Annotated in this window: 12 protein-coding genes and 1 pseudogene; 9 read left to right on the top strand and 4 right to left on the bottom strand. The window is 61.9% G+C overall.

Annotation, left to right across the window (positions count from 1 at the left end; genetic code table 11):
• Positions 1 to 37: 37 nt before the first annotated feature.
• The 5 genes and pseudogenes from ampD to NQL71_RS06325 all read left to right on the top strand — a co-directional run bounded on the left by ampD (position 38) and on the right by NQL71_RS06325 (position 4,523).
• The gene (ampD, locus tag NQL71_RS06340; RefSeq protein ID WP_046820611.1) at positions 38 to 595 is read left to right on the top strand and encodes a 1,6-anhydro-N-acetylmuramyl-L-alanine amidase AmpD; all 558 of its coding nucleotides are present in this window, start codon (positions 38 to 40) and stop codon (positions 593 to 595) included.
• Complete coding sequence (gene ampE, locus NQL71_RS06335; RefSeq protein ID WP_046820610.1) at positions 595 to 1,431, top strand: regulatory signaling modulator protein AmpE; 837 nt, start codon at positions 595 to 597, stop codon at positions 1,429 to 1,431. Before ampD ends, ampE begins: the two co-directional genes overlap by 1 nt.
• A gap of 584 nt (positions 1,432 to 2,015) precedes the next feature.
• Positions 2,016 to 3,155, top strand: a pseudogene (locus NQL71_RS36720) (HAMP domain-containing protein); the annotation flags it as partial.
• Positions 3,156 to 3,299: 144 nt separating this feature from the next.
• Positions 3,300 to 4,013, top strand: coding sequence for a methyl-accepting chemotaxis protein (locus tag NQL71_RS36715; RefSeq protein WP_414478855.1), 714 nt, complete (start codon positions 3,300 to 3,302; stop codon positions 4,011 to 4,013).
• A 120-nt stretch (positions 4,014 to 4,133) separates the two neighbouring features.
• On the top strand, positions 4,134 to 4,523 hold the full coding sequence (locus tag NQL71_RS06325; protein WP_274642399.1) for a hypothetical protein: 390 nt from the start codon (positions 4,134 to 4,136) through the stop codon (positions 4,521 to 4,523).
• Here NQL71_RS06325 and NQL71_RS06320 read toward each other — a convergent pair whose 3' ends face one another.
• Together NQL71_RS06320 and cra are read right to left on the bottom strand one after the other, a co-directional pair.
• Positions 4,524 to 5,300, bottom strand: a complete 777-nt coding sequence (locus NQL71_RS06320; RefSeq protein ID WP_046820607.1) for a TatD family hydrolase — start codon at positions 5,298 to 5,300, stop codon at positions 4,524 to 4,526.
• A gap of 3 nt (positions 5,301 to 5,303) precedes the next feature.
• Positions 5,304 to 6,299 (bottom strand): catabolite repressor/activator, encoded by a 996-nt coding sequence (gene cra, locus NQL71_RS06315; protein WP_046820606.1) that lies wholly within the window; start codon positions 6,297 to 6,299, stop codon positions 5,304 to 5,306.
• 294 nt (positions 6,300 to 6,593) lie between these two features.
• On the opposite strand from cra, the gene ptsP reads away from it, so the two are divergent.
• From ptsP to NQL71_RS06295, 4 genes are all read left to right on the top strand, one after another.
• Positions 6,594 to 9,455 carry a phosphoenolpyruvate--protein phosphotransferase gene (gene ptsP / locus NQL71_RS06310; protein WP_077182430.1) on the top strand — a complete coding sequence of 954 codons (2,862 nt, stop codon included), beginning with the start codon at positions 6,594 to 6,596 and terminating at the stop codon, positions 9,453 to 9,455.
• Positions 9,455 to 10,396 (top strand): 1-phosphofructokinase, encoded by a 942-nt coding sequence (gene pfkB / locus NQL71_RS06305; RefSeq protein ID WP_046820604.1) that lies wholly within the window; start codon positions 9,455 to 9,457, stop codon positions 10,394 to 10,396. Before ptsP ends, pfkB begins: the two co-directional genes overlap by 1 nt.
• A gap of 11 nt (positions 10,397 to 10,407) precedes the next feature.
• Positions 10,408 to 12,147 (top strand): PTS fructose-like transporter subunit IIB, encoded by a 1,740-nt coding sequence (locus tag NQL71_RS06300; protein WP_274642398.1) that lies wholly within the window; start codon positions 10,408 to 10,410, stop codon positions 12,145 to 12,147.
• A gap of 147 nt (positions 12,148 to 12,294) precedes the next feature.
• A complete protein-coding gene (locus NQL71_RS06295) occupies positions 12,295 to 13,839 on the top strand; it encodes an alkaline phosphatase D family protein (protein WP_274642397.1) in 1,545 nt (514 codons plus the stop codon).
• A gap of 96 nt (positions 13,840 to 13,935) precedes the next feature.
• Here NQL71_RS06295 and NQL71_RS06290 read toward each other — a convergent pair whose 3' ends face one another.
• Both NQL71_RS06290 and NQL71_RS06285 read right to left on the bottom strand, forming a co-directional pair.
• Positions 13,936 to 16,464, bottom strand: a complete 2,529-nt coding sequence (locus NQL71_RS06290; RefSeq protein WP_274642396.1) for a PepSY domain-containing protein — start codon at positions 16,462 to 16,464, stop codon at positions 13,936 to 13,938.
• Positions 16,465 to 16,709: 245 nt separating this feature from the next.
• Positions 16,710 to 19,028 (bottom strand): TonB-dependent receptor, encoded by a 2,319-nt coding sequence (locus tag NQL71_RS06285; RefSeq protein ID WP_166618432.1) that lies wholly within the window; start codon positions 19,026 to 19,028, stop codon positions 16,710 to 16,712.
• Positions 19,029 to 19,145 lie beyond the last annotated feature (117 nt).

Below are 19,145 nucleotides of genomic sequence, written 5' to 3'. Positions count from 1 at the left end.
ACTGGACATCAACACAGTCGTCGTTGAAGGAATTTGTATGCAGCTGGACCCCGCGAGTGGTTGGTGCAAGGGTGTGCATGTATGCCCCTCGCCCAACTTCAATGCGCGCCCCGAGGGCGAAATTTCCCTGCTGGTGATTCACAACATCAGCCTGCCGCCAGCGCAATTCCAAACTGGCAAGGTGCAGGAGTTCTTCCAGAACCGCCTGGATGTCACGGAGCACCCCTATTTTGAAGGAATTGCCGACCTGCGGGTGTCTGCGCATTTTCTGATTGAGCGTGACGGCACCGTCACTCAGTTTGTCTCTTGCCTTGAGCGCGCCTGGCATGCGGGAGTATCGAGTTTCGAGGGGCGGGAAACCTGTAACGATTTTTCCGTAGGCATCGAACTCGAAGGCACGGATGATCTGCCATTCGACGATGCGCAATACCGAGCGTTGACGACCCTGACCCGTCAACTGCAATCGGCGTTTCCGGCAATCACCACGCAACGCATCTGCGGGCACAGCGACATCGCCCCCGGGCGCAAGACCGATCCGGGGCCCGCGTTCGACTGGGCACGCTACCGCGCAGCCCTGGCACAAGAGGAAGGATAATGAGTTTTCTGGTGTTGCTGTTGGCGGTGTGGATCGAGAAATTTTCGGCCCTGCGCCACCGGGTTCAACACGACGCTGGCTGGGTTCGCGAGCTGCACAAGCTTGAGCTCAGCCCGCGCCTGGTGAACCGTCCGTGGTTGGTCCTGGCTGTGTTGGTGCTGTTTCCGGTGGCGCTGCTGGGCTTGCTGCTGGTGGTGCTCGACCCTGTCGCCTACGGCTTATTGGCGCTGCCGGTGCATCTGCTGGTGGTGATCTACAGTCTGGGTCGCGGTGATCTGCTCGGCGGTCTCGGGCCCTTCCGCGATGCCTGGCGCCGCGAAGACCTGCAAGCGGCGGCCCATGTGGCCAAGCGAGACCTGGACATCTGCGCCGACAATGCCGAGCAACTGCTGGAACGGGTGGAAGGGCATTTATTGTGGGAGGCCTACCAGAGCTTTTTCGCGATCATTTTCTGGTACTTCCTTCTGGGGCCGGTCGCCGCGTTGAGCTATCGCTTGCTGGCCCTGGCCGAAGAGCACGGGCAAAACCCGGCCGTGGTCGAACGCGCGGCGCAATTGCGTCATGCATTCGACTGGGTGCCGGTACGCCTGTTGGCCGCCAGCTTTGCCCTGGTCGGCAACTTTGTCGCGGTCAGCCGGGTGATGTTGCACGAGCTGTTGAACTGGAATATCAGCGCGGCCCAACTGATCGAAAAGGTCGGACTGGTGGCGGGTGAAATTCCAGCGCCGGTCGTTGGGCCTGAGGGCATCCACAATCTAGACCGTATCTGGGAGTTGCTGCTGCGGGCGGCAGTGCTTTGGTATGCGGGGTTTGCGTTGTGGACAGTGTTGCCGTAGGCGCTGGCTTGTCGGGTCGCCGCATGCTCGCGGAGGTACCCGACCCAGTGTAGGAGCTGGCTTGCCAGCGATGGCGACCTGACAGCCCACCTATTATTTGTTGGCCGCGTACATATCCATTCCTGCGGTAACGGCCACCTAGGGTTCCGCTCTTACAGCGGGTCACTTTGAAAAGCGCAAAGTAACCAAACGCTCTTGCCCCTGGCGTTCGGTGCCTCGCTAATGCTCGGCATCCCCTCGCTCCGGTCCTGCTCCGTGGGCCCGCCGCCATCGGCCATCCATGGCCGAGGGCGGCTAAACCGGCATCCATGCCGGTTTACCCACTGCGCAGAACCTCCACTCGGCCTCACGATGGGGCAAGAAGATCAAAAACCAAAGCGAGGCGAGCTAACGCTCGACCTATTGTTTGGTGGTACGCGTTCTCTTCACCGTTAACCTTAAGTTACAAAACATCCCCCTGATTTACGCTATACAGGGATAGCGCCGAATAGTGGCTATCTGCTCTCTCGCTGCGCCCACCATAAAAATAAGAAATCCAAGGGAGACTTCCAGTGAAGAGCTTGCTCTATCCCGCCGTCGCGTTGATGAACCGCCTGAGTTTTGGCATGAAGTTCAGCCTGATCAGCGTATTGTTCCTGGTGCCGATGCTGGTCACCAACTTCTACCTGGTGCGTGACTCCTATCGCGAATTCCAGGGCACCCGGGTCGAACTGCAAAGCCTCGACCTGTTGGGCAGCAGCCTCGCACTGCGACGTGATTTGGAAACCCTGAACAATCTTGTGCAAATCAACGTCGCCCTGGGTCAATCCGGCAAGGCGGGGAATGTCGAGGCGCAGATCGGCACGCTGGAACAGGGCGTGCTGGCGCGCTTGCAGGGCTTGAGTGCGATGGCCACTGACCCGGAGCAGATCGCACTGTTCGATGGCAAGCGCGATGAAATGATCAGCGCCATCAAGGCTCAGCAGACGGAAAAGTCCCTGCAAAGTAAAAGCGCACTGATCAGCAAACTGGTCGGCAATGCCCAGGTCTTCGGCCAGGTCATCGCCAGCCAGGCCGGCCTCAGCCATGACAGCCAAAGTGATATGCGTCAGCTGAGCGAACTCGTCACTAACATCACCCCGCGCATTACCCAGCTGCTCGGCGAAGGGCGGGCATTGGGCTCCGCTTCGCTGGGCCAGGGTTTTCTCAATTCGTCGTCGAGCACGCGTTTCGATGAGTTGCTGGCGCAGATCGACAAGCTCCATGCCGAGTATGGCCTGAAGCTGCAGGACGCCACGGGCTCCAGTAACGCCGCGCGCGAAGCCTTGGCGGCCCAGGCTGACAGCAGCAAGGCCTCGTTGAAGCAGGCCAGTGAGCTGTTCGAAGAGCAGGTGGTGATGGCTGACACGCTCGATGCACCGTGGCAGGCCTTTTACGATCAGGTCTCGGCGTTGATGGTCCAGACCTACCAGCTCAACGAAGCCACCTTGAAATTTCTCGGTAGCCAGTTGCAACAGCGCCTGGACCAGAACCGCACGCACATGATTCTGCAAGCCTTGGCGCTGTCGGTGGTGTTCGTGCTGATCTTTTATCTTTACGGCGCCTTCTACGCCTCCACCCGCACCACCCTCAAGCGTCTTGGCGCGGTCATGGACAAGGTGGCGGCCGGTGACATGACGGTCACCTTCAACGCCCACAGCCGTGACGAACTGGGCGAGTTGGGTGAGGTGTTCAACGGTACCGTGAAGAAGATCCATGACTTGATCGAGCGTGTCGGCCAGACCGTCGGCGAGGTCGAGCGCCAGGCCGGGCAAGTCGAGAGCGTCTCGGCGCAAAGCAACCAGGCGGTGGCCGGGCAACGCTCGCAGATCGAGCAGGTCGCCACGGCGATGAACCAGATGTCAGCCACCTCCCTGGAGGTGGCGCGCAGCGCCGCCGCTGCCGTCAGCAGCGCCCACAGCGTCAACGACGAAACGGTGAGCGGTCGTGGACTGGTGGAGTCGCAGCAGGGCAGCATCGCTGCACTGGCCAGCGAAATCGATCAGTCGGTGCAGGTGATCAACCAGTTGGCCAGCGACAGTCAGTCCATCAGCCGTGTGCTGGAAGTGATCAAGAGCATCGCCGAACAGACCAACTTGCTGGCGCTCAATGCCGCCATCGAGGCTGCCAGGGCGGGGGAACAGGGACGCGGCTTTGCGGTGGTAGCGGATGAAGTCCGCACGCTCGCCAAGCGCACCCAGCAATCGACCGAAGAGATCGAACAGATGATCGCCAAGCTGCACGGCGGTGTCGGGGCGGCGGTCAAGGCGATGGGCGTCAGCCATGAGATGGCCAATGGTACGGTGGGGCAGTCGGAAAAGGTCCAGCAGGCCTTGGAAAATATTCTTGGTGCTGTAGGAATGATCGTCGACCAAAATCAGCAGATCGCCGCGGCTGTGGAGCAGCAGACTGCCGTTGCCCACGACATTGACCAGAACATTGTCGAGATCAATCGTGCCGGAGAACGCACGGCCGAAGGTGCGCACCGAACAGAGGACGCCAGTCGCGCGCTGTCGGCGCAGGTGGTGGAGCTGAAGCAGCTGATCAGTGCGTTCAGGGTCTGAAAAGTATGTAGTAATACTGCCCAGTTCTTGTAGGAAAGCTCCGGTTTTCCTATAGCTTCTGGTTTTTCGTCTTCAATGTAGGAGTATCCACTTCACTGAGTACAAGGAGGAGGCGCGGTCATGGCTGTTGCAACACTAGGAATCCAGGGGCGCTGTGCACATTGCCAGCGCACGCTGTTACTCAAGCCCTGGCAACTCAATGCCATTGCAATCAACGAAGCATTCACCTGTTCTCACTGTCAGAAAAACCTGCAACTGTGCGACCCGAAACAGATCAGGCGCTTCAGGTCCCTGGACTCGATAGCCATGTTGAAGGCAAGCCTGTTGGTCACGATTTGCAGTACATTGTTGGTGGCGCTGGTATTGGAATGGATTGGAATACTCAGCGTCCTGGAGCAGCTGAATGTTTCGCTGGTGGCGATTTTCGTCTACTTCGTTGCCCTTCGAATTGCCCGTCAGCGTCAACACATGACCCTGATTCTCGAGGCCGCCAAGGCCCACGTCGACTGATTACCAGTTGAACAATTCACGGGCATTGGCGCTGCTGGCGGCGGCCAGTTGTTCGGGCGCGAGCGACATGATTGCCGCCAGTGCCGTGCAGATCGCCGGCAAGTGCGCCGGGCTGTTGCGCTGGCCGGGAAACATCGCGGGCGCCATGTCCGGCGAGTCGGTTTCCAGCACCACTGACGCCAGTGGCAGCCGGGCAAGCACGCGGTGCATGCGCAGTGCCTGAGGCCAGGTCGCCGCGCCACCGAGACCGAGCTTGAAACCGAGCTTCATGTATTCGCGAGCTTCTTCCTCGCTGCCGGCGAAGGCATGGATGATCCCGGCGCGTTTGAGCTTGAAGCGTTTAAGCGTGGCAATCACCGCGGCATGACTGCGGCGTACATGGATCAGCGCGGGCAGCTGGAAATCCACCGCCAGTTGCAGTTGCGCGTCGAACAACGCTTGCTGGCGTTCGCGGTCCAGGGTTTCGATGAAGTAGTCCAGGCCGATCTCACCCACCGCGCACAGCTGGCGATGGCCGGCCAGTCGCGTCAGCCAGTCGCCCAGTTCGGTGAGGTGCTCGGGACGATGATCCTCCAGATACACCGGGTGCAAGCCGAGCGCCGCATGCAGGTCGGGGTCGCTTTGCACCAGTTCCCAGACACGCTGCCAGTTGCCCTGATAAACCCCCAGCACCACCATCTGCCGCACCCCGAGTGCACGGCTTTGGGCCATCAGCGCCTGACGATCCGCGTCGAAGTCGGGGAAGTCCAGATGAGTGTGGGTGTCGATCAGGTCCATGGCTCAGTCCTGGCGAATACGTTGCTTGAACGTCCGCGCGATGGCCTGCACACCGGGTTGGTAATCGGATTGCTCGATGGCTGCCAGCGCGAGTGCAAGTGCCTTATCGGCAATCAATTGGTGTTGCTGGGCCATGGCGTTCACCGGCAGCGGCAGGAAATCCAGCAACTGGGTGTCACCAAAGGTGCCGAGGCGTAGCGGGCGGGTTTTCAGCGGAAAGTCGTGCAAGGCATCGAACACGCCCTGGAGCAAGACATAGGACGTCGTCACCAGGGCTTCGGGCAAGTGTCCTACGCGCTGGAGTAATTCTTCCATCAACTGTTTCCCGCACTCACGGCTGAACGAATCACCGTGTTCGATCAATACCTCGCCGTCGTACCCGACCAGGGCCTCCTTGAAACCGGCGGCCCGTTCCTGGCTGATGCTCAACTCGGGTCGGGCACCGATCAAGGCAATCTGCCTGGGCACTGGATCAAGCAGGCTTTGGGTCAGGTGCAGGCTGGCCTCGCGATCGTCGCTGATCACCGAACAGAAGTATTCAGGCTCCATGACCCGGTCGATGGCGATAATTGGAATGCCTTTGGCTTGCAGCAAGCGATAGCTGTCGTCCCCCGGTGGCAGGCAACTGGCGACGATCAGGGCATCACAACGACGGGCGCGGAACAGTTGAAGCAGTTGCCGTTCACTGTCAGGTGCATCGTCTGAGCTGGCGATCAACAGCTGATAGCCACGCGCCCGGGCGCCTTGTTCCAGGAGCTTGGCGATCCGCGCGTAACTGGGGTTTTCCAGGTCCGGCAGAATGAAGCCCAGGGTCCGGGTGTGGCGACTGCGCAGGCCGGCCGCCTGAGGGTTAGGCGTGAAGCCATGTTCTTCGACGACCGCGCGCACGCGCTCAACGGTGGCGCTGCTGATGCGTTGTTGTTCGGCCTTGCCATTGATGACGTAGCTGGCGGTGGTGACGGACACACCGGCCAACTGGGCTATATCACTGAGTTTCAACCCGCTATTCCTTGTTTTTTCGAGCTTGCCTCGACATTTTCACCAATCCTACCCGATTCAGGCAGGCGACCTTGGTCACAACGCATCCGACAAGTTGGACTTCAAGGATGGAACATTATCGAGTAACGTGCCAATCACTCTAGATTAAACGTTTCAGCAGGCGTATTTTCTACGTTAATGGCTGCTTTGGACGGTTCTGCCGCGAAACCACCAAAGATTGTTTGAAGACAAAGGCCTAAGCTGAATCATTCAAAAACAATACCTGGCGCCCCAAGGGTGCCAACAGGAGAAAGCATGCTCGAGCTCACCATAGAGCAGATATCCATGGGCCAGTCGGCTGTGGATAAGTCCGCCGCGCTGCAACTGCTGGCCCGGCACCTGGTTGCCGATGGCCTGGTTGACGAGGGCTACCTCGCCGGTTTGCAGGCTCGCGAAGCCCAGGGCTCGACCTTTCTCGGTCAAGGTATTGCCATCCCCCACGGTACGCCCGAAACCCGCGATCAGGTGTTTTCCACAGGTGTGCGCCTGATGCAATTTCCCGATGGCGTGGATTGGGGCGACGGACAGATCGTCTACCTGGCGATCGGTATTGCCGCCAAGTCCGACGAACACCTGCGCCTGTTGCAACTGCTGACCCGTGCCCTCGGTGAAACCGATCTGGGCCAGGCCTTGCGCCGCGCCGGATCCGCCGAAGCCTTGCTGAAACTGTTGCAAGGCGCGCCGCAGGAATTGGCGCTGGATGCGCAGATGATCGGCCTGGGCGTTGCCGCCGAAGATTTCGAAGAACTGGTCTGGCGCGGCGCGCGTTTGCTGCGTCAGGCTGATTGCGTCAGCAACGGATTCTCCGCCGTGTTGCAGCAAGTCGAAGCGCTGCCGCTGGGCGATGGCCTGTGGTGGTTGCACAGTGAACAAACGGTAAAACGCCCTGGCCTGGCATTCGTCACCCCGGACAAACCACTGCGTTACCTGGGGCAGCCGCTGAACGGTTTATTTTGTCTGGCCAGTCTTGGCGAGGCCCACCAAGCGTTGCTCGAGCGCCTGTGTGCGTTGCTGATAGAAGGTCGCGGCCATGAACTGGGCCGTGCCACCAGTTGCCGCGCCGTGCTTGAAGTGCTGGGTGGTGAACTGCCCGCCGATTGGCCGAGCGCGCGTATTGCGCTGGCCAACGCCCACGGCCTGCATGCCCGTCCGGCGAAAATCCTGGCGCAACTGGCGAAAAGTTTTGAAGGCGAGATTCGTGTGCGCATTGTCGATGGCCAGGACAGCGCGGTGTCGGTCAAGAGCTTGAGCAAGCTGCTCAGCCTCGGCGCCCGTCGCGGCCAGGTGCTGGAAATCATCGCCGAGCCAAGCATCGCTGCCGATGCCTTGCCCGTCTTGTTGGCCGCCATCGAAGAAGGTCTCGGTGAAGAGGTCGAGCCGTTGCCACCGGTGAGCCAGGCGCGTGAAGAGATTGTCGAGGTGGCCCAGGTGCTGCTCGCCCCGGCAGCCGGCAGCTTGGTGCAGGCCATTGCCGCCGCCCCGGGAATCGCCATCGGCCCGGCGCATATCCAGGTGCTGCAAACCATCGATTACCCGCTGCGCGGAGAATCCGCCGCCATCGAGCGTGAGCGTCTCAAGCAAGCGTTGGCTCATGTGCGCCAGGATATCGGTGGCTTGATCGAGCGCAGCAAGGCCAAGGCCATCCGCGAGATTTTCATCACCCACCAGGAAATGCTCGACGATCCGGAATTGACCGACGAAGTCGACACCCGTCTCAAGCAGGGCGAAAGTGCGGAAGCGGCGTGGATGTCCGTGATCGAAGCCGCCGCCACGCAACAGGAATCCTTGCAGGACGCCTTGCTCGCCGAGCGCGCCGCCGATCTGCGCGACATTGGCCGTCGAGTGCTGGCGCAACTCAGTGGTGTCGAAACCCCGAGTGAACCTGAACAGCCGTACATTCTGGTGATGGACGAAGTCGGCCCCTCCGACGTGGCCCGGCTTGATCCGACCCGGGTCGCCGGCATTCTCACCGCCCGGGGGGGCGCCACCGCCCATAGCGCGATTGTGGCGCGGGCCTTGGGAATTCCAGCGCTGGTGGGTGCCGGCGCGGCGGTGTTGCTGCTGGCACCGGGTACACCGTTGTTGATCGATGGCCAGCGCGGTCGCTTGCATGTGGACGCCGATGCAGCCACTTTGCAGCGCGCTATCGTGGAGCGCGACACCCGCGAACAACGCCTCAAAGCCGCCGCCGAACAACGCCATCAACCGGCGTTGACCACTGACGGTCACGCCGTCGAAGTGTTCGCCAATATCGGCGAAAGTGCCGGCGTCACCAGCGCGGTCGAGCAGGGCGCCGAAGGCATCGGTCTGCTGCGCACCGAGCTGATTTTCATGGCCCACCCGCAAGCGCCGGACGAAGCGACCCAGGAAACCGAATACCGCCGCGTACTCGATGGCCTGGCCGGCCGGCCGCTGGTGGTGCGCACCCTGGACGTGGGCGGCGACAAACCGCTGCCGTATTGGCCGATCGCCAAGGAAGAAAACCCGTTCCTCGGGGTGCGCGGCATTCGCTTGACCCTGCAGCGGCCGCAGATCATGGAAGCGCAGTTGCGCGCCTTGCTGCGAGCCGCCGACAACCGTCCGCTGCGGATCATGTTCCCTATGGTCGGCAGCGTCGACGAGTGGCGCCAGGCGCGGGACATGACCGAACGCCTGCGCCTGGAAATACCGGTGGCGGACCTGCAGTTGGGGATCATGATCGAAGTGCCATCGGCGGCCCTGCTGGCGCCGGTACTGGCCAGGGAAGTCGACTTTTTCAGCGTCGGCACCAACGACCTGACGCAATACACTCTGGCCATCGACCGTGGTCACCCAACCTTGTCGGCCCAGGCGGATGGTTTGCATCCGGCGGTGCTGCAACTGATCGACATCACCGTGCGCGCGGCCCATGCCCATGGCAAGTGGGTCGGCGTGTGCGGCGAGCTGGCGGCCGATCCGCTGGCGGTGCCGGTGCTGGTCGGCCTGGGTGTGGATGAGCTCAGTGTCGGCGGACGCAGCATTGCCGAGGTCAAGGCGCGGATTCGCGAACTCAGTCTCGCCCAAGCCAGGACGTTGGCCCAACAAGCCCTGATCGTGGGCAGCGCAAATGAAGTGCGCGCATTAGTGGAGGCCCTGTAATGGCCAAGATTTTAACCCTGACTCTCAACCCTGCGCTGGACCTTACGGTCGAGTTGTCGCGCCTTGAGCCCGGTCAGGTCAACCGCAGCGATGCCATGCACACCCATGCCGCCGGCAAAGGGCTGAACGTGGCACAAGTGCTGGCTGACCTGGGGCATCAACTGACGGTCAGCGGGTTCCTCGGCGAAGACAATCTGCAAGCGTTTGAAACCCTGTTCGCCAAACGCGGTTTTGTCGATGCCTTCATCCGGGTTCCCGGTGAAACACGCAGCAATATCAAACTGGCGGAAAGCGATGGGCGCATCACCGACCTCAATGGACCGGGGCCGCTGGTCAGTGCGGCGGCGCAGCAGGCATTGCTCGAACGTCTCGACCGGATTGCGCCGGGGCATGACGCGGTAGTGGTGGCCGGCAGCCTGCCCCAGGGCATCAGCCCGCAGTGGTTGCAGGCGTTGATCGTGCGCTTGAAAGGCCTGGGCCTGAAGGTGGCCCTCGACACCAGCGGGCAGGCCTTGCGGGCCGCGCTCAAGGCCGGCCCCTGGTTGATCAAGCCCAATGCCCAGGAGCTGGCTGAAGTGCTCGGTGGCGAGGTGGTGTCGGTCATGGCTCAAGCTGAAGCCGCGAGCCGTCTGCACGCTCAGGGCATCGAGCATGTGGTGATCTCCCACGGCGCCGAAGGCGTGAACTGGTTCAGTGTCGGCTCGGCGCTGCACGCCACGCCACCCAGGGTCAGCATCGCCAGCACGGTTGGGGCGGGTGATTCTCTGCTGGCGGGGATGCTGCATGGCCTGGTCAGTGCCGACACGCCTGAACAGACGTTGCGCACGGCCACGGCGATCGCCGCGATGGCGGTCACCCAGATCGGTTTCGGTATCGGCGATGCGGCGCAACTGGCGCAGCTCGAGCAGGGGGTGCGCGTACGCCCCCTGACAGAACAATAAGAGGGTTGGTCATGAAGTTAGCCATTGTTACTGCCTGCCCGAGCGCCATGGTCACCAGTGTGCTGTCTGCCCGTTTGCTCGAGGCAGCAGCCCAGCGTCAGGGCTGGAGCACCAGCGTCGAAATCATTGATACGGCGCACCCCGAGCGCCAATTGTCGGCGGCAACGATCGACGCGGCCGAGTGGGTGTTGCTGGTGACCAGCGTGCCTGTGGATATGTCGCGTTTCGTCGGCAAACGATTGTTCCAGAGCACTCCTGCCCAAGCGCTGCAGGATGTTGAAGCGGTGTTGCGCCGTGGTGCTGAAGACGCTCAGGTGTATGTCGCGCCTGATGCCGTGGTCGAGCCGGTTGCTGTGGCCAAGAACGCGCCGCGACTGGTTGCCGTGACGGCATGTCCGACGGGGGTTGCCCACACCTTCATGGCCGCCGAAGCCTTGCAGCAGGCAGCCAAGCGTCTGGGCTACGACCTGCAAGTGGAAACCCAGGGCTCGGTCGGCGCCCGCAATCCGCTGAGCGCCGAAGCGATTGCCGACGCCGATGTGGTGCTGCTGGCGGCGGACATCGAAGTTGCCACCGAACGTTTTGCCGGCAAGAAGATTTTCCGCTGCGGCACCGGCATTGCCCTCAAGCAGGCCGAGGCGACGCTGAACAAAGCGCTGGCCGAAGGCAAGCAGGAAACCGCTTCGACCGGTGCCAAGGGACCGGCCAGGCAAGAGAAGACCGGGGTCTACAAACACCTGCTCACCGGCGTGTCGTTCATGCTGCCAATGGTAGTGGCGGGCGGCCTGATGATCGCCCTGTCTTTCGTGTTCGGCATCACCGCGTTCAAGGAAGAGGGGACACTCGCCGCTGCACTGATGCAAATCGGCGGCGAGACCGCGTTCAAGCTGATGGTGCCGCTGTTGGCGGGCTATATCGCCTACTCCATTGCCGACCGCCCTGGCCTGGCGCCGGGGATGATCGGCGGGCTGCTGGCGAGCACCCTGGGCGCCGGGTTTATTGGCGGGATCATTGCCGGGTTTATCGCCGGTTACGCGGCCCAGGCGATCAATCGTTATGCACGGTTGCCACAGAGTCTCGAGGCGCTGAAACCTATTCTGATCATCCCGTTGCTGGCGAGCCTGTTCACCGGCCTGGTGATGATCTACGTGGTCGGCAAGCCGGTGGCGGGCATGCTCGGCGGGCTTACACACTTCCTCGACAGCATGGGCACCACCAACGCGATTCTGCTCGGTGTGCTGCTGGGCGGCATGATGTGTGTCGACCTTGGCGGGCCGATCAACAAGGCCGCGTATGCGTTCTCGGTCGGGTTGCTGGCGTCGCAGAGTTATGCACCGATGGCGGCGACCATGGCCGCCGGCATGGTGCCACCGATCGGCCTGGGCATCGCCACCTTCATCGCCCGGCGCAAGTTCGCCCAGACCGAGCGCGAGGCGGGTAAAGCGGCGCTGGTGCTGGGGCTGTGCTTTATCTCCGAAGGCGCGATTCCCTTTGCCGCGAAAGACCCGCTGCGGGTGATCCCGGCGAGCATTGCCGGCGGTGCGCTGACCGGTGCCTTGTCGATGTATTTCGGCTGTAAGTTGATGGCGCCCCACGGAGGGTTGTTCGTGTTGGCGATCCCGAATGCGATCAACCATGCGCTGCTGTATCTGCTGGCGATTGTTGCGGGGAGTTTGTTGACGGCGGTGGTATATGCGCTGGTCAAGCGGCCGGAGGTGGTGGAGTTGGCGGTAGAACCCGTCAGCGCCTGACACCCCCAAGACCCTGTAGGAGCAAGCTTGCTCGCGATGGCGGCGCATCAGTCAACATTGATGTGGCTGCAAGGCCGCTTTCGCGAGCAAGCCCGCTCCCACAAGGATCTGCGGTGATTTGGTTTTCCTTTTTCCAGGGAGAACACCATGAGCGAATTTGACCTCGGTCGCCGGCGTGTCATGCAAGCCGTCGGTGCCGGTTTGCTGATGCCAGGCCTGGCTCCGGCGGTGATCGCCTCGGTCAAGGATCGTCCGCAACTCACCGATGGCGTGCAGTCCGGCGACTTGCTGGGCGATAAAGCGATCATCTGGAGCCGCTGCGACCGCCCTGCACGCATGGTGGTGGAGTGGGACACCCGCAGCCTCTTTCCCAACCCCCGGCGATTGGTCTCGGCGCTGACAGACGCCCGCAGCGACTTCACGGCGCGGGTCGAACTCACCGGGCTGCCCGCCGACCAGGCGATTTTCTACCGCGTGCAATTCGAAGACGCCCAGAGCGGCGTCGCCAGCGAACCCTGGTTCGGCCACCTGCGCAGCGTGCCCCAGACCCGCCGCGATGTTCGCTTCGTCTGGAGCGGCGACACCGCCGGCCAGGGCTACGGTATCAACCCGGACATCGGCGGCATGCGCATCTACGAAGCCATGCGCCTGCGCCTGCCGGACTTCTTTATCCACAGCGGCGACACCATCTACGCCGACGGCCCCATACCGGCGCAACTCACCACCGAGAGCGGCCGGGTGTGGCGCAACATCACCAGCGAGGCGAAGAGCAAGGTCGCCGAAAGCCTCGACGATTTTCGTGGCAATTACCTTTACAACCTGATGGATGAACATGTCCGCCGCTTTAACGCCGAGGTCCCGCAGATCTGGCAATGGGATGACCACGAAGTGGTGAACAACTGGTCACCAGGGAAGTTGCTGGATCAGCGCTACACCCTCAAAGATATCCACAGCCTGGTCAATCGCGGACGTCAGGCCTGGCTTGAATATGCGCCGATGCGTTGGCAGAGCGCCGAGGGTGGCAAACGGATTTATCGCCAGCTCAGTTACGGGCCGTTGCTCGATGTGTTCGTGCTCGACATGCGCAGTTATCGCGGGGCCAATGACGCCAATCTTGGTGATGCCAAGCCGTTTCTAGGGCGCGAACAACTGGACTGGCTGAAGGCTTCGTTGAAAGCGTCCAGGGCCCAGTGGAGAGTCATTGCCGCCGACATGTCGATTGGCCTGGGCGCACCGGATGGCGAGGTCAGCCCCGGCGTGATGCGCTGGGAAGCGGTGGCCAACGGAGATCCCGGACCGGCCCAGGGGCGGGAGCTGGAGATTGCCGAATTGCTGGGTTTCCTGCGGGCGCAGCAGGTGCGCAATTTTGTCTGGCTGACGGCGGATGTGCACTACTGCGCAGCGCATCACTATCACCCGGACCGGGCCGCGTTCCAGGACTTCGAACCGTTCTGGGAGTTCGTTGCGGGGCCGTTGAATGCGGGGAGCTTCGGCCCGGACACGCTGGACATGACCTTCGGTCCCGAAGTGGTGTTCGAGAAAGCGCCACCGGTGCACAACATGTCGCCGTTTGGCGGATTCCAGTTTTTTGGCGAGGTAAACATCGACGGGCAGAACGGGGAGCTGAGTGTGGTGTTGCGGGATCTGGAGGGAGTGGCGGTGTTCGAGCAGACGTTACAACCAGCCCTGTAGGCGCGAGCTTGCTCGCGAAGACTGACTGACATTCAACATCTGTGTTGCCTGTCAGACCGCTTTCGCGAGCAAGCTCGCTCCTACAGGGCGCGGGGGTCAGTAGACGTCTCTGCGGTAGCGGCCCTGTTCGATCAGGCGCTCGACCTCGGCAGCGCCGAGCACTTCGTTGAGCACTTGGTCGACACCCGCGGCCATGCCCTGCAGGCTGCCGCAGATATAGATCACCGCGCCCTCCGCCAGCCATTTCTTCAGTTCGCTGGCCGATTCACGCAGGCGATCCTGCACGTAAATCTTCTCGGCCTGATCGCGTGAGAACGCCAGGTCCAGGCGCTCGAGATCGCCGGCAATCAACCACTCTTGCAGCTCATCGCGACACAGGTAGTCGTGCTCTCGATTGCGCTCGCCGAACAACAGCCAGTGACGTTGTTGGCCATCGGCAATGCGCGCCTTGAGCAGGCTGCGCAAGCCCGCCAGCCCGGTGCCGTTGCCCAGCAAAATCATTGGCACCGGTTCATTGGGCAGGTGGAAGCCGCTATTGCGCCGCACCAGCAGGTTGATGCTGCCGCCTACGGGGGCGTGTTCGGTCAGCCAGCCGGAACCGATGCCAAGGTTGCCATCGGGATGCACTTCCTGGCGCACGATCAATTCCAGGACGCCGTCTGCGGCAATCGAGGCGATGGAGTATTCGCGCATCGCCAATGGCACCAGCGCACTCACCAGCGCCTGGGCATGCAAGCCGACCAGATGGCTGCGATTCTCGGGCAGCTGGCGACTGGCGAGAGCTTGTTCCAGGGTTTGCGACAAGCCATCGAGTTCAATGGTGGCCCGGCCGTCGATCCCCAGGCCGTCGAGGAAATGCTCGATGGCCCATGGGCAATTGCGTGGCAGCACTTCCACCAGGTCACCGGCCAGCCAACTGCTGGTGGAGGGGGCGGCGAGGCCAAGCAAGTACACCGGCGAACCGCTACTGTCCGGATTGAGCAGCTCCCGACGGATCAGGGTCCAGTTGTCGTAGCGCGGTGCCTGCCAGGTGTCGATCGGCGCCTGGCCGGTCAACTGGCCCAGTTGCTGCTGCCAGTGGCGTAAGGCATAGGGGTCGCCGCTGTCGACTTCCACCGGGGCGAACAAGGTCTTGCCGCCGTGCTCGCCCAACCAGTTGTGCAGGCGATGGGCGAAGCCGCAGAAGTGTTGATACTGCCGGTCGCCGAGTCCAAGCACGGCATAGTTCAAGCTATCGAGACTCAACGCCCGGCCCAGCACCTTGCGTTCGAAAGCCCGGGCGCTGTCCGGCGCTTCGCCGTCGCCGAAGGTGCTGACCACGAACAGCGCATTGCTCGAACCCTGCAGTTGCTGTTCGCTGACATCCGCCAGCGGCTGCACGTTCACTGGCAAACCGGCCGCCTGCAACTGGCCGGCGGTCTGCCAGGCCAGTTGCTCGGCAAAGCCGCTCTGGCTGGCGAAACCGATGAGCCAGGCCGGGGCGTCGCTGCCGGATTGGGCCAGGCCTTTGCGGGCGTCCTTGATCTGGCGTTTCTTGCGCCGGCGATCGAGGTACAGCAGCCAGCCGGTGATGAAGAACAGCGGCATGCTCAACGCCGTGAGTGTCAGGATGATGCGCCCGACGATGCCGAAGTAGCTGCCCACGTGCAGTGCATAGATGCTGGTCAGCAGTTGCGCCTTGAGGCTCTTGTCGCTGTAGCGCTGATGCCGCTTGATCGCGCCGGTCACCGGGTCGAGGCTGATCTGGTTCAGCGCACGGTCGTGGGGCGAGTTTTTCAACAGGTAGAAAACGGTCGCCGGTTGCCCGGCCACGGGCGGCATGCGGGTGTTGTAGAAGCTCAGGTCGGGACCGGCGGCGCTGTAGATGCTGCTCCACATCGCCGAGTAATTGGCCGTCGGCGCCGGGCCGCTTGGCGCCGGGCCGCGTCCACCGCGCACACGTTCGTTCTGCGGCGAATCGGAGAGCAGTCGGGTCAAGCCCTTGTTGTACCACTCGTAGGACCAGGACAACCCGGTCAGCGCGGCCAGGAGGTAAAACACCAGGCACCAGGTGCCGGCAACCGAGTGCAGGTCCCAGTTGAAGCTGCGGCCTTTTTTCTTCCAGTCGAGGGTCAGCCAGGCGCGCCAGCTTCTCCACTGGCGGGGCCAGCGCAGGTACAGGCCGGACAGGCAGAAGAACACCAGGATCAGGGTACAGGCACCGGTGATCTGCCGACCGGTATCGCCCATGGCGAGGAAACGGTGCAGTTGCAGCATGAGGCCAAAGAAGCCCTGGCCGGTGGCGTCGCCCAGCAGTTCACCGGTGTAGGGGTCGAAGTAACGCATGGGACCGCGACGCTCACCCGCCGGCGGGGTGAAGAACACTTTGGCGGCAGTGTCGCTGTCGATGCCGACCGAGAGCATCGCGACTTTCATTTGCGTCGTCGCTTCGATCTTCTCCACCAGTTCGGCGGGTGGCAGGACGCCGGCGACTTGCTTCTGGACCTGCAACACGGAAGGATTCAGCGCATACAGGATCTCATCCTGGAACGAGACCGTCGCACCGGTGATGCCCATAAGGGCCAGGACCAGTCCGGCGCTGATGCCAAAAAACCAGTGCAACTGGAACAGGGTTTTCTTCAACACGTCGCTCGCCTTGTTCGTTCAAAAATAATCATCACGGCGCGCATTATGCCGTGGGTTGTCGAGAAACATTCCCTTTACACACAAAAGCCCCGCTCATCTGGATGAACGGGGCTGGCCACCGCCAATGTCTGTTTGTCTGTAGGAGCGAGCTTGCTCGCGATGGTCGTCAACGATAACGCGGCCTGTCTGGCAGCCCGTGTCGCCCTTGAGTTTTTCGCGAGCAAGCTCGCTCCTGCAAATTCCTATCAGAAGTGGAAGTTGGTGCTCAGCAGCGCAGTCCGGCCCGCCGCCTGATTGGCGAAGTGCGTGGAGAACGCTTTGTCGTAGTAGGTGACGTCGGTCAGGTTCTGCACGTTCAGCTGCAGGTCGACGTTCTTGGTCAGCTTGTAGGCGGCCATCGCGTCGTAACGCACATAGTCGTTGACCATGGTGGTATTGGCCACGCTGCCGAACACGTCGTCGACATAGAACGCACCGCCACCGATGGTCAGCTTCGGCGTGACCTGATAGGTCGTCCACAGGCTGGCGCTGTTTTTCGGGGTGTTAGGCAGTTCGTTGCCATCGTTGGCTGCGCCCATCGGACCGCCGTCAACCTGCTCGCTGTCCATGTAGGCGTAACCGGCGAAGACTTGCCATTTGTCGGTGAGCTTGCCGGTGGCCGAAAGCTCGACACCCTGGACGCGGGTCTTGCCGGCGTTTTCGTACGTGGTGGTATCGACCTGGACGCGAGCGTTGTCTTTCTCGGTGCGGAAGATATCCGCGGTCAAGGACAGACGATCGTTCAGCAGATCCCACTTGGTACCGATTTCGTAGTTCTTGGTGGTTTCCGGCTCCAAATCGCTTTTGAGCAGGTTGCCGTTGCGATCCGGGGTGCCGCCCAGCGGGTTGCCGTCCTGACCTTCGCCAAGCGTGGAGCCCGGAGGTGTCGCGGAGGTTGCGTAGGACGCATAGATGCTGCCGTTTTCCGCGGGTTTGTAGACCACACCGAGCTGACCGGTGACGAACTCGCTGACGTCATCGCCCTTGGAGGTCGTAGTGCCGGCGGCGTTGTAGGTCTTGTAGTCGGTGTCGAAATGGTCGTAGCGCAGGCCCATGTTCACCAGCCACTGCTCGGACAACGTCAGGGTGTCGAACACGTACAGCGCGTAGGTTTTACCCGTGGTGTCGGTACCGGCATAGTTGCGGCTGATCGAACCGTTCCATGGATCGTTCGGGTTCGGGTTCGCCAGCGAGGTGCAGTTGTAGCCACTTGGCGCGCCGACGAGGGCCGGGTTGCAGTTGGTGGTGACTGCGGCCGTCCCCGGCGTGGTGTCGGTGTTGACGGTGTACGAGGACTTCTTGCTTTCCTCGCGGCTCAACTCGATACCGGTGGCGAAGCTGTTCTTGAAGCCGGCGATGTAGACGTCACCGAACAGGTCGGTCTGGTTGGTGGTCGTATCGGTGTTGCTGACACGGGTATTGGCCCGACGCCAGACGGTGCCATTGTTGACGTTGCCCTTGCTGTCGTCCGGCTGGGTCAAGATGTAGTCCTGCATGCTGCTGCCGTGGCGCAGGGTGTTCTTGACGGTCAGCGCGTCGTTCAGGTCGTGCTCGACGGCGATGGTCGCCGTGTCGGTACGACCCTTGCGGAAGTCACGATCGGTCAGGCCGTAGAAGTTGCTGCTGTCGCCACCGGCGTAAGGCTTGTCCGGATTGGACTTGGTGCGGGCAGCCGAGCCACCGGCCGGGATGGTGTAGGGAATACCCGAGTCCGGCGTGTCGTTGCTTTCCAGATGGTAGTAGTCGAGGTTGACGCGAGTGTCGGTGCCCAGGCCGAAGGCGAGCGATGGCGCGACACCCCAGCGATCGTAATCGACGCTTTCGCGGCCGGCGACATTACTTTCGTGGCTCATCAGGTTCAAACGACCGGCAGCGGTGTCGGAGAACTGGTAGTTGCCGTCCATGGTGTAGCGCTGGGTCTGGTCCGAACCCCAGGTAAAGCCACCGTCGAACGAGTCGCCCAGGTGCGCTTTCTTGCTCACCAGGTTGATGCTGCCGCCGGCAGCGCCGCGACCGCCAATGGCCGAGTTGGGGCCCTTGCTGACTTCGATCGATTCAACGGCAAAGATTTCGCGGCTTTGCGAACCGGTATCGCGCACGCCGTCCAGGTAAGTGTCGCCCTGGGCATCGAAACCGCGGATGAACGGACGGTCGCCCTGGGGGTTGCCGCCTTCGCCAGCACCGAAGGTGATGCCCGGAACGGTACGCAGCGCGTCCTGCATGTTCAGGGCGCCGGTGTCCTTGAGGACCTGCTGCGGGATGACGGTGATCGAGCGCGGAGTGTCCACCAGCGGCGCGGTGTACTTGGGCGAGGAGGCTGTCTCGACGTTGTAGGAAGTCTCGTCCTGGGCTTCGCCGGTGATTGCGGTAGCGCCCAGGGAAATGGTGTTGCTTGGGGCTTTCTCGTTGGTTTTTTCAGCGGCGAAAACCATGTGGCCCGCAGAGCCGGCAGTGATAGCCACGCCAATGGCGGAGGCGAGCAGACGTGGTGAACTGACCGGTAGTTGTGGGTGCTGACGTGACATTTTTATTCCCCTCCCCAAGGATTTGAGGCGGCGGAATATAGTGTAAACACGTATTCGTATCAATTGCGAAACATTACTATTCGCACTGAATTTACATTCTTTACAATTTAACCTTAC

Origin of the sequence: Pseudomonas serbica (assembly GCF_028823535.1) — a bacterium.
Taxonomy (GTDB): domain Bacteria; phylum Pseudomonadota; class Gammaproteobacteria; order Pseudomonadales; family Pseudomonadaceae; genus Aquipseudomonas; species Aquipseudomonas serbica.
This window is presented reverse-complemented; position numbering and strand designations above follow the sequence as displayed.

What these genes read in the sequence shown, in the direction of transcription:
- NQL71_RS06300 (WP_274642398.1), top strand. Translation starts at nt 10,408, where the DNA reads ATGAAGTTAGCCATTGTTACTGCCTGCCCGAGCGCCATGGTCACCAGT.
- NQL71_RS06325 (WP_274642399.1), top strand. Translation starts at nt 4,134, where the DNA reads ATGGCTGTTGCAACACTAGGAATCCAGGGGCGCTGTGCACATTGCCAG.
- ptsP (WP_077182430.1), top strand. Translation starts at nt 6,594, where the DNA reads ATGCTCGAGCTCACCATAGAGCAGATATCCATGGGCCAGTCGGCTGTG.
- ampE (WP_046820610.1), top strand. Translation starts at nt 595, where the DNA reads ATGAGTTTTCTGGTGTTGCTGTTGGCGGTGTGGATCGAGAAATTTTCG.
- NQL71_RS06295 (WP_274642397.1), top strand. Translation starts at nt 12,295, where the DNA reads ATGAGCGAATTTGACCTCGGTCGCCGGCGTGTCATGCAAGCCGTCGGT.
- NQL71_RS36715 (WP_414478855.1), top strand. Translation starts at nt 3,300, where the DNA reads ATGAACCAGATGTCAGCCACCTCCCTGGAGGTGGCGCGCAGCGCCGCC.
- NQL71_RS06320 (WP_046820607.1), bottom strand. Translation starts at nt 5,300, where the DNA reads ATGGACCTGATCGACACCCACACTCATCTGGACTTCCCCGACTTCGAC.
- NQL71_RS06285 (WP_166618432.1), bottom strand. Translation starts at nt 19,028, where the DNA reads ATGTCACGTCAGCACCCACAACTACCGGTCAGTTCACCACGTCTGCTC.
- pfkB (WP_046820604.1), top strand. Translation starts at nt 9,455, where the DNA reads ATGGCCAAGATTTTAACCCTGACTCTCAACCCTGCGCTGGACCTTACG.
- ampD (WP_046820611.1), top strand. Translation starts at nt 38, where the DNA reads ATGCAGCTGGACCCCGCGAGTGGTTGGTGCAAGGGTGTGCATGTATGC.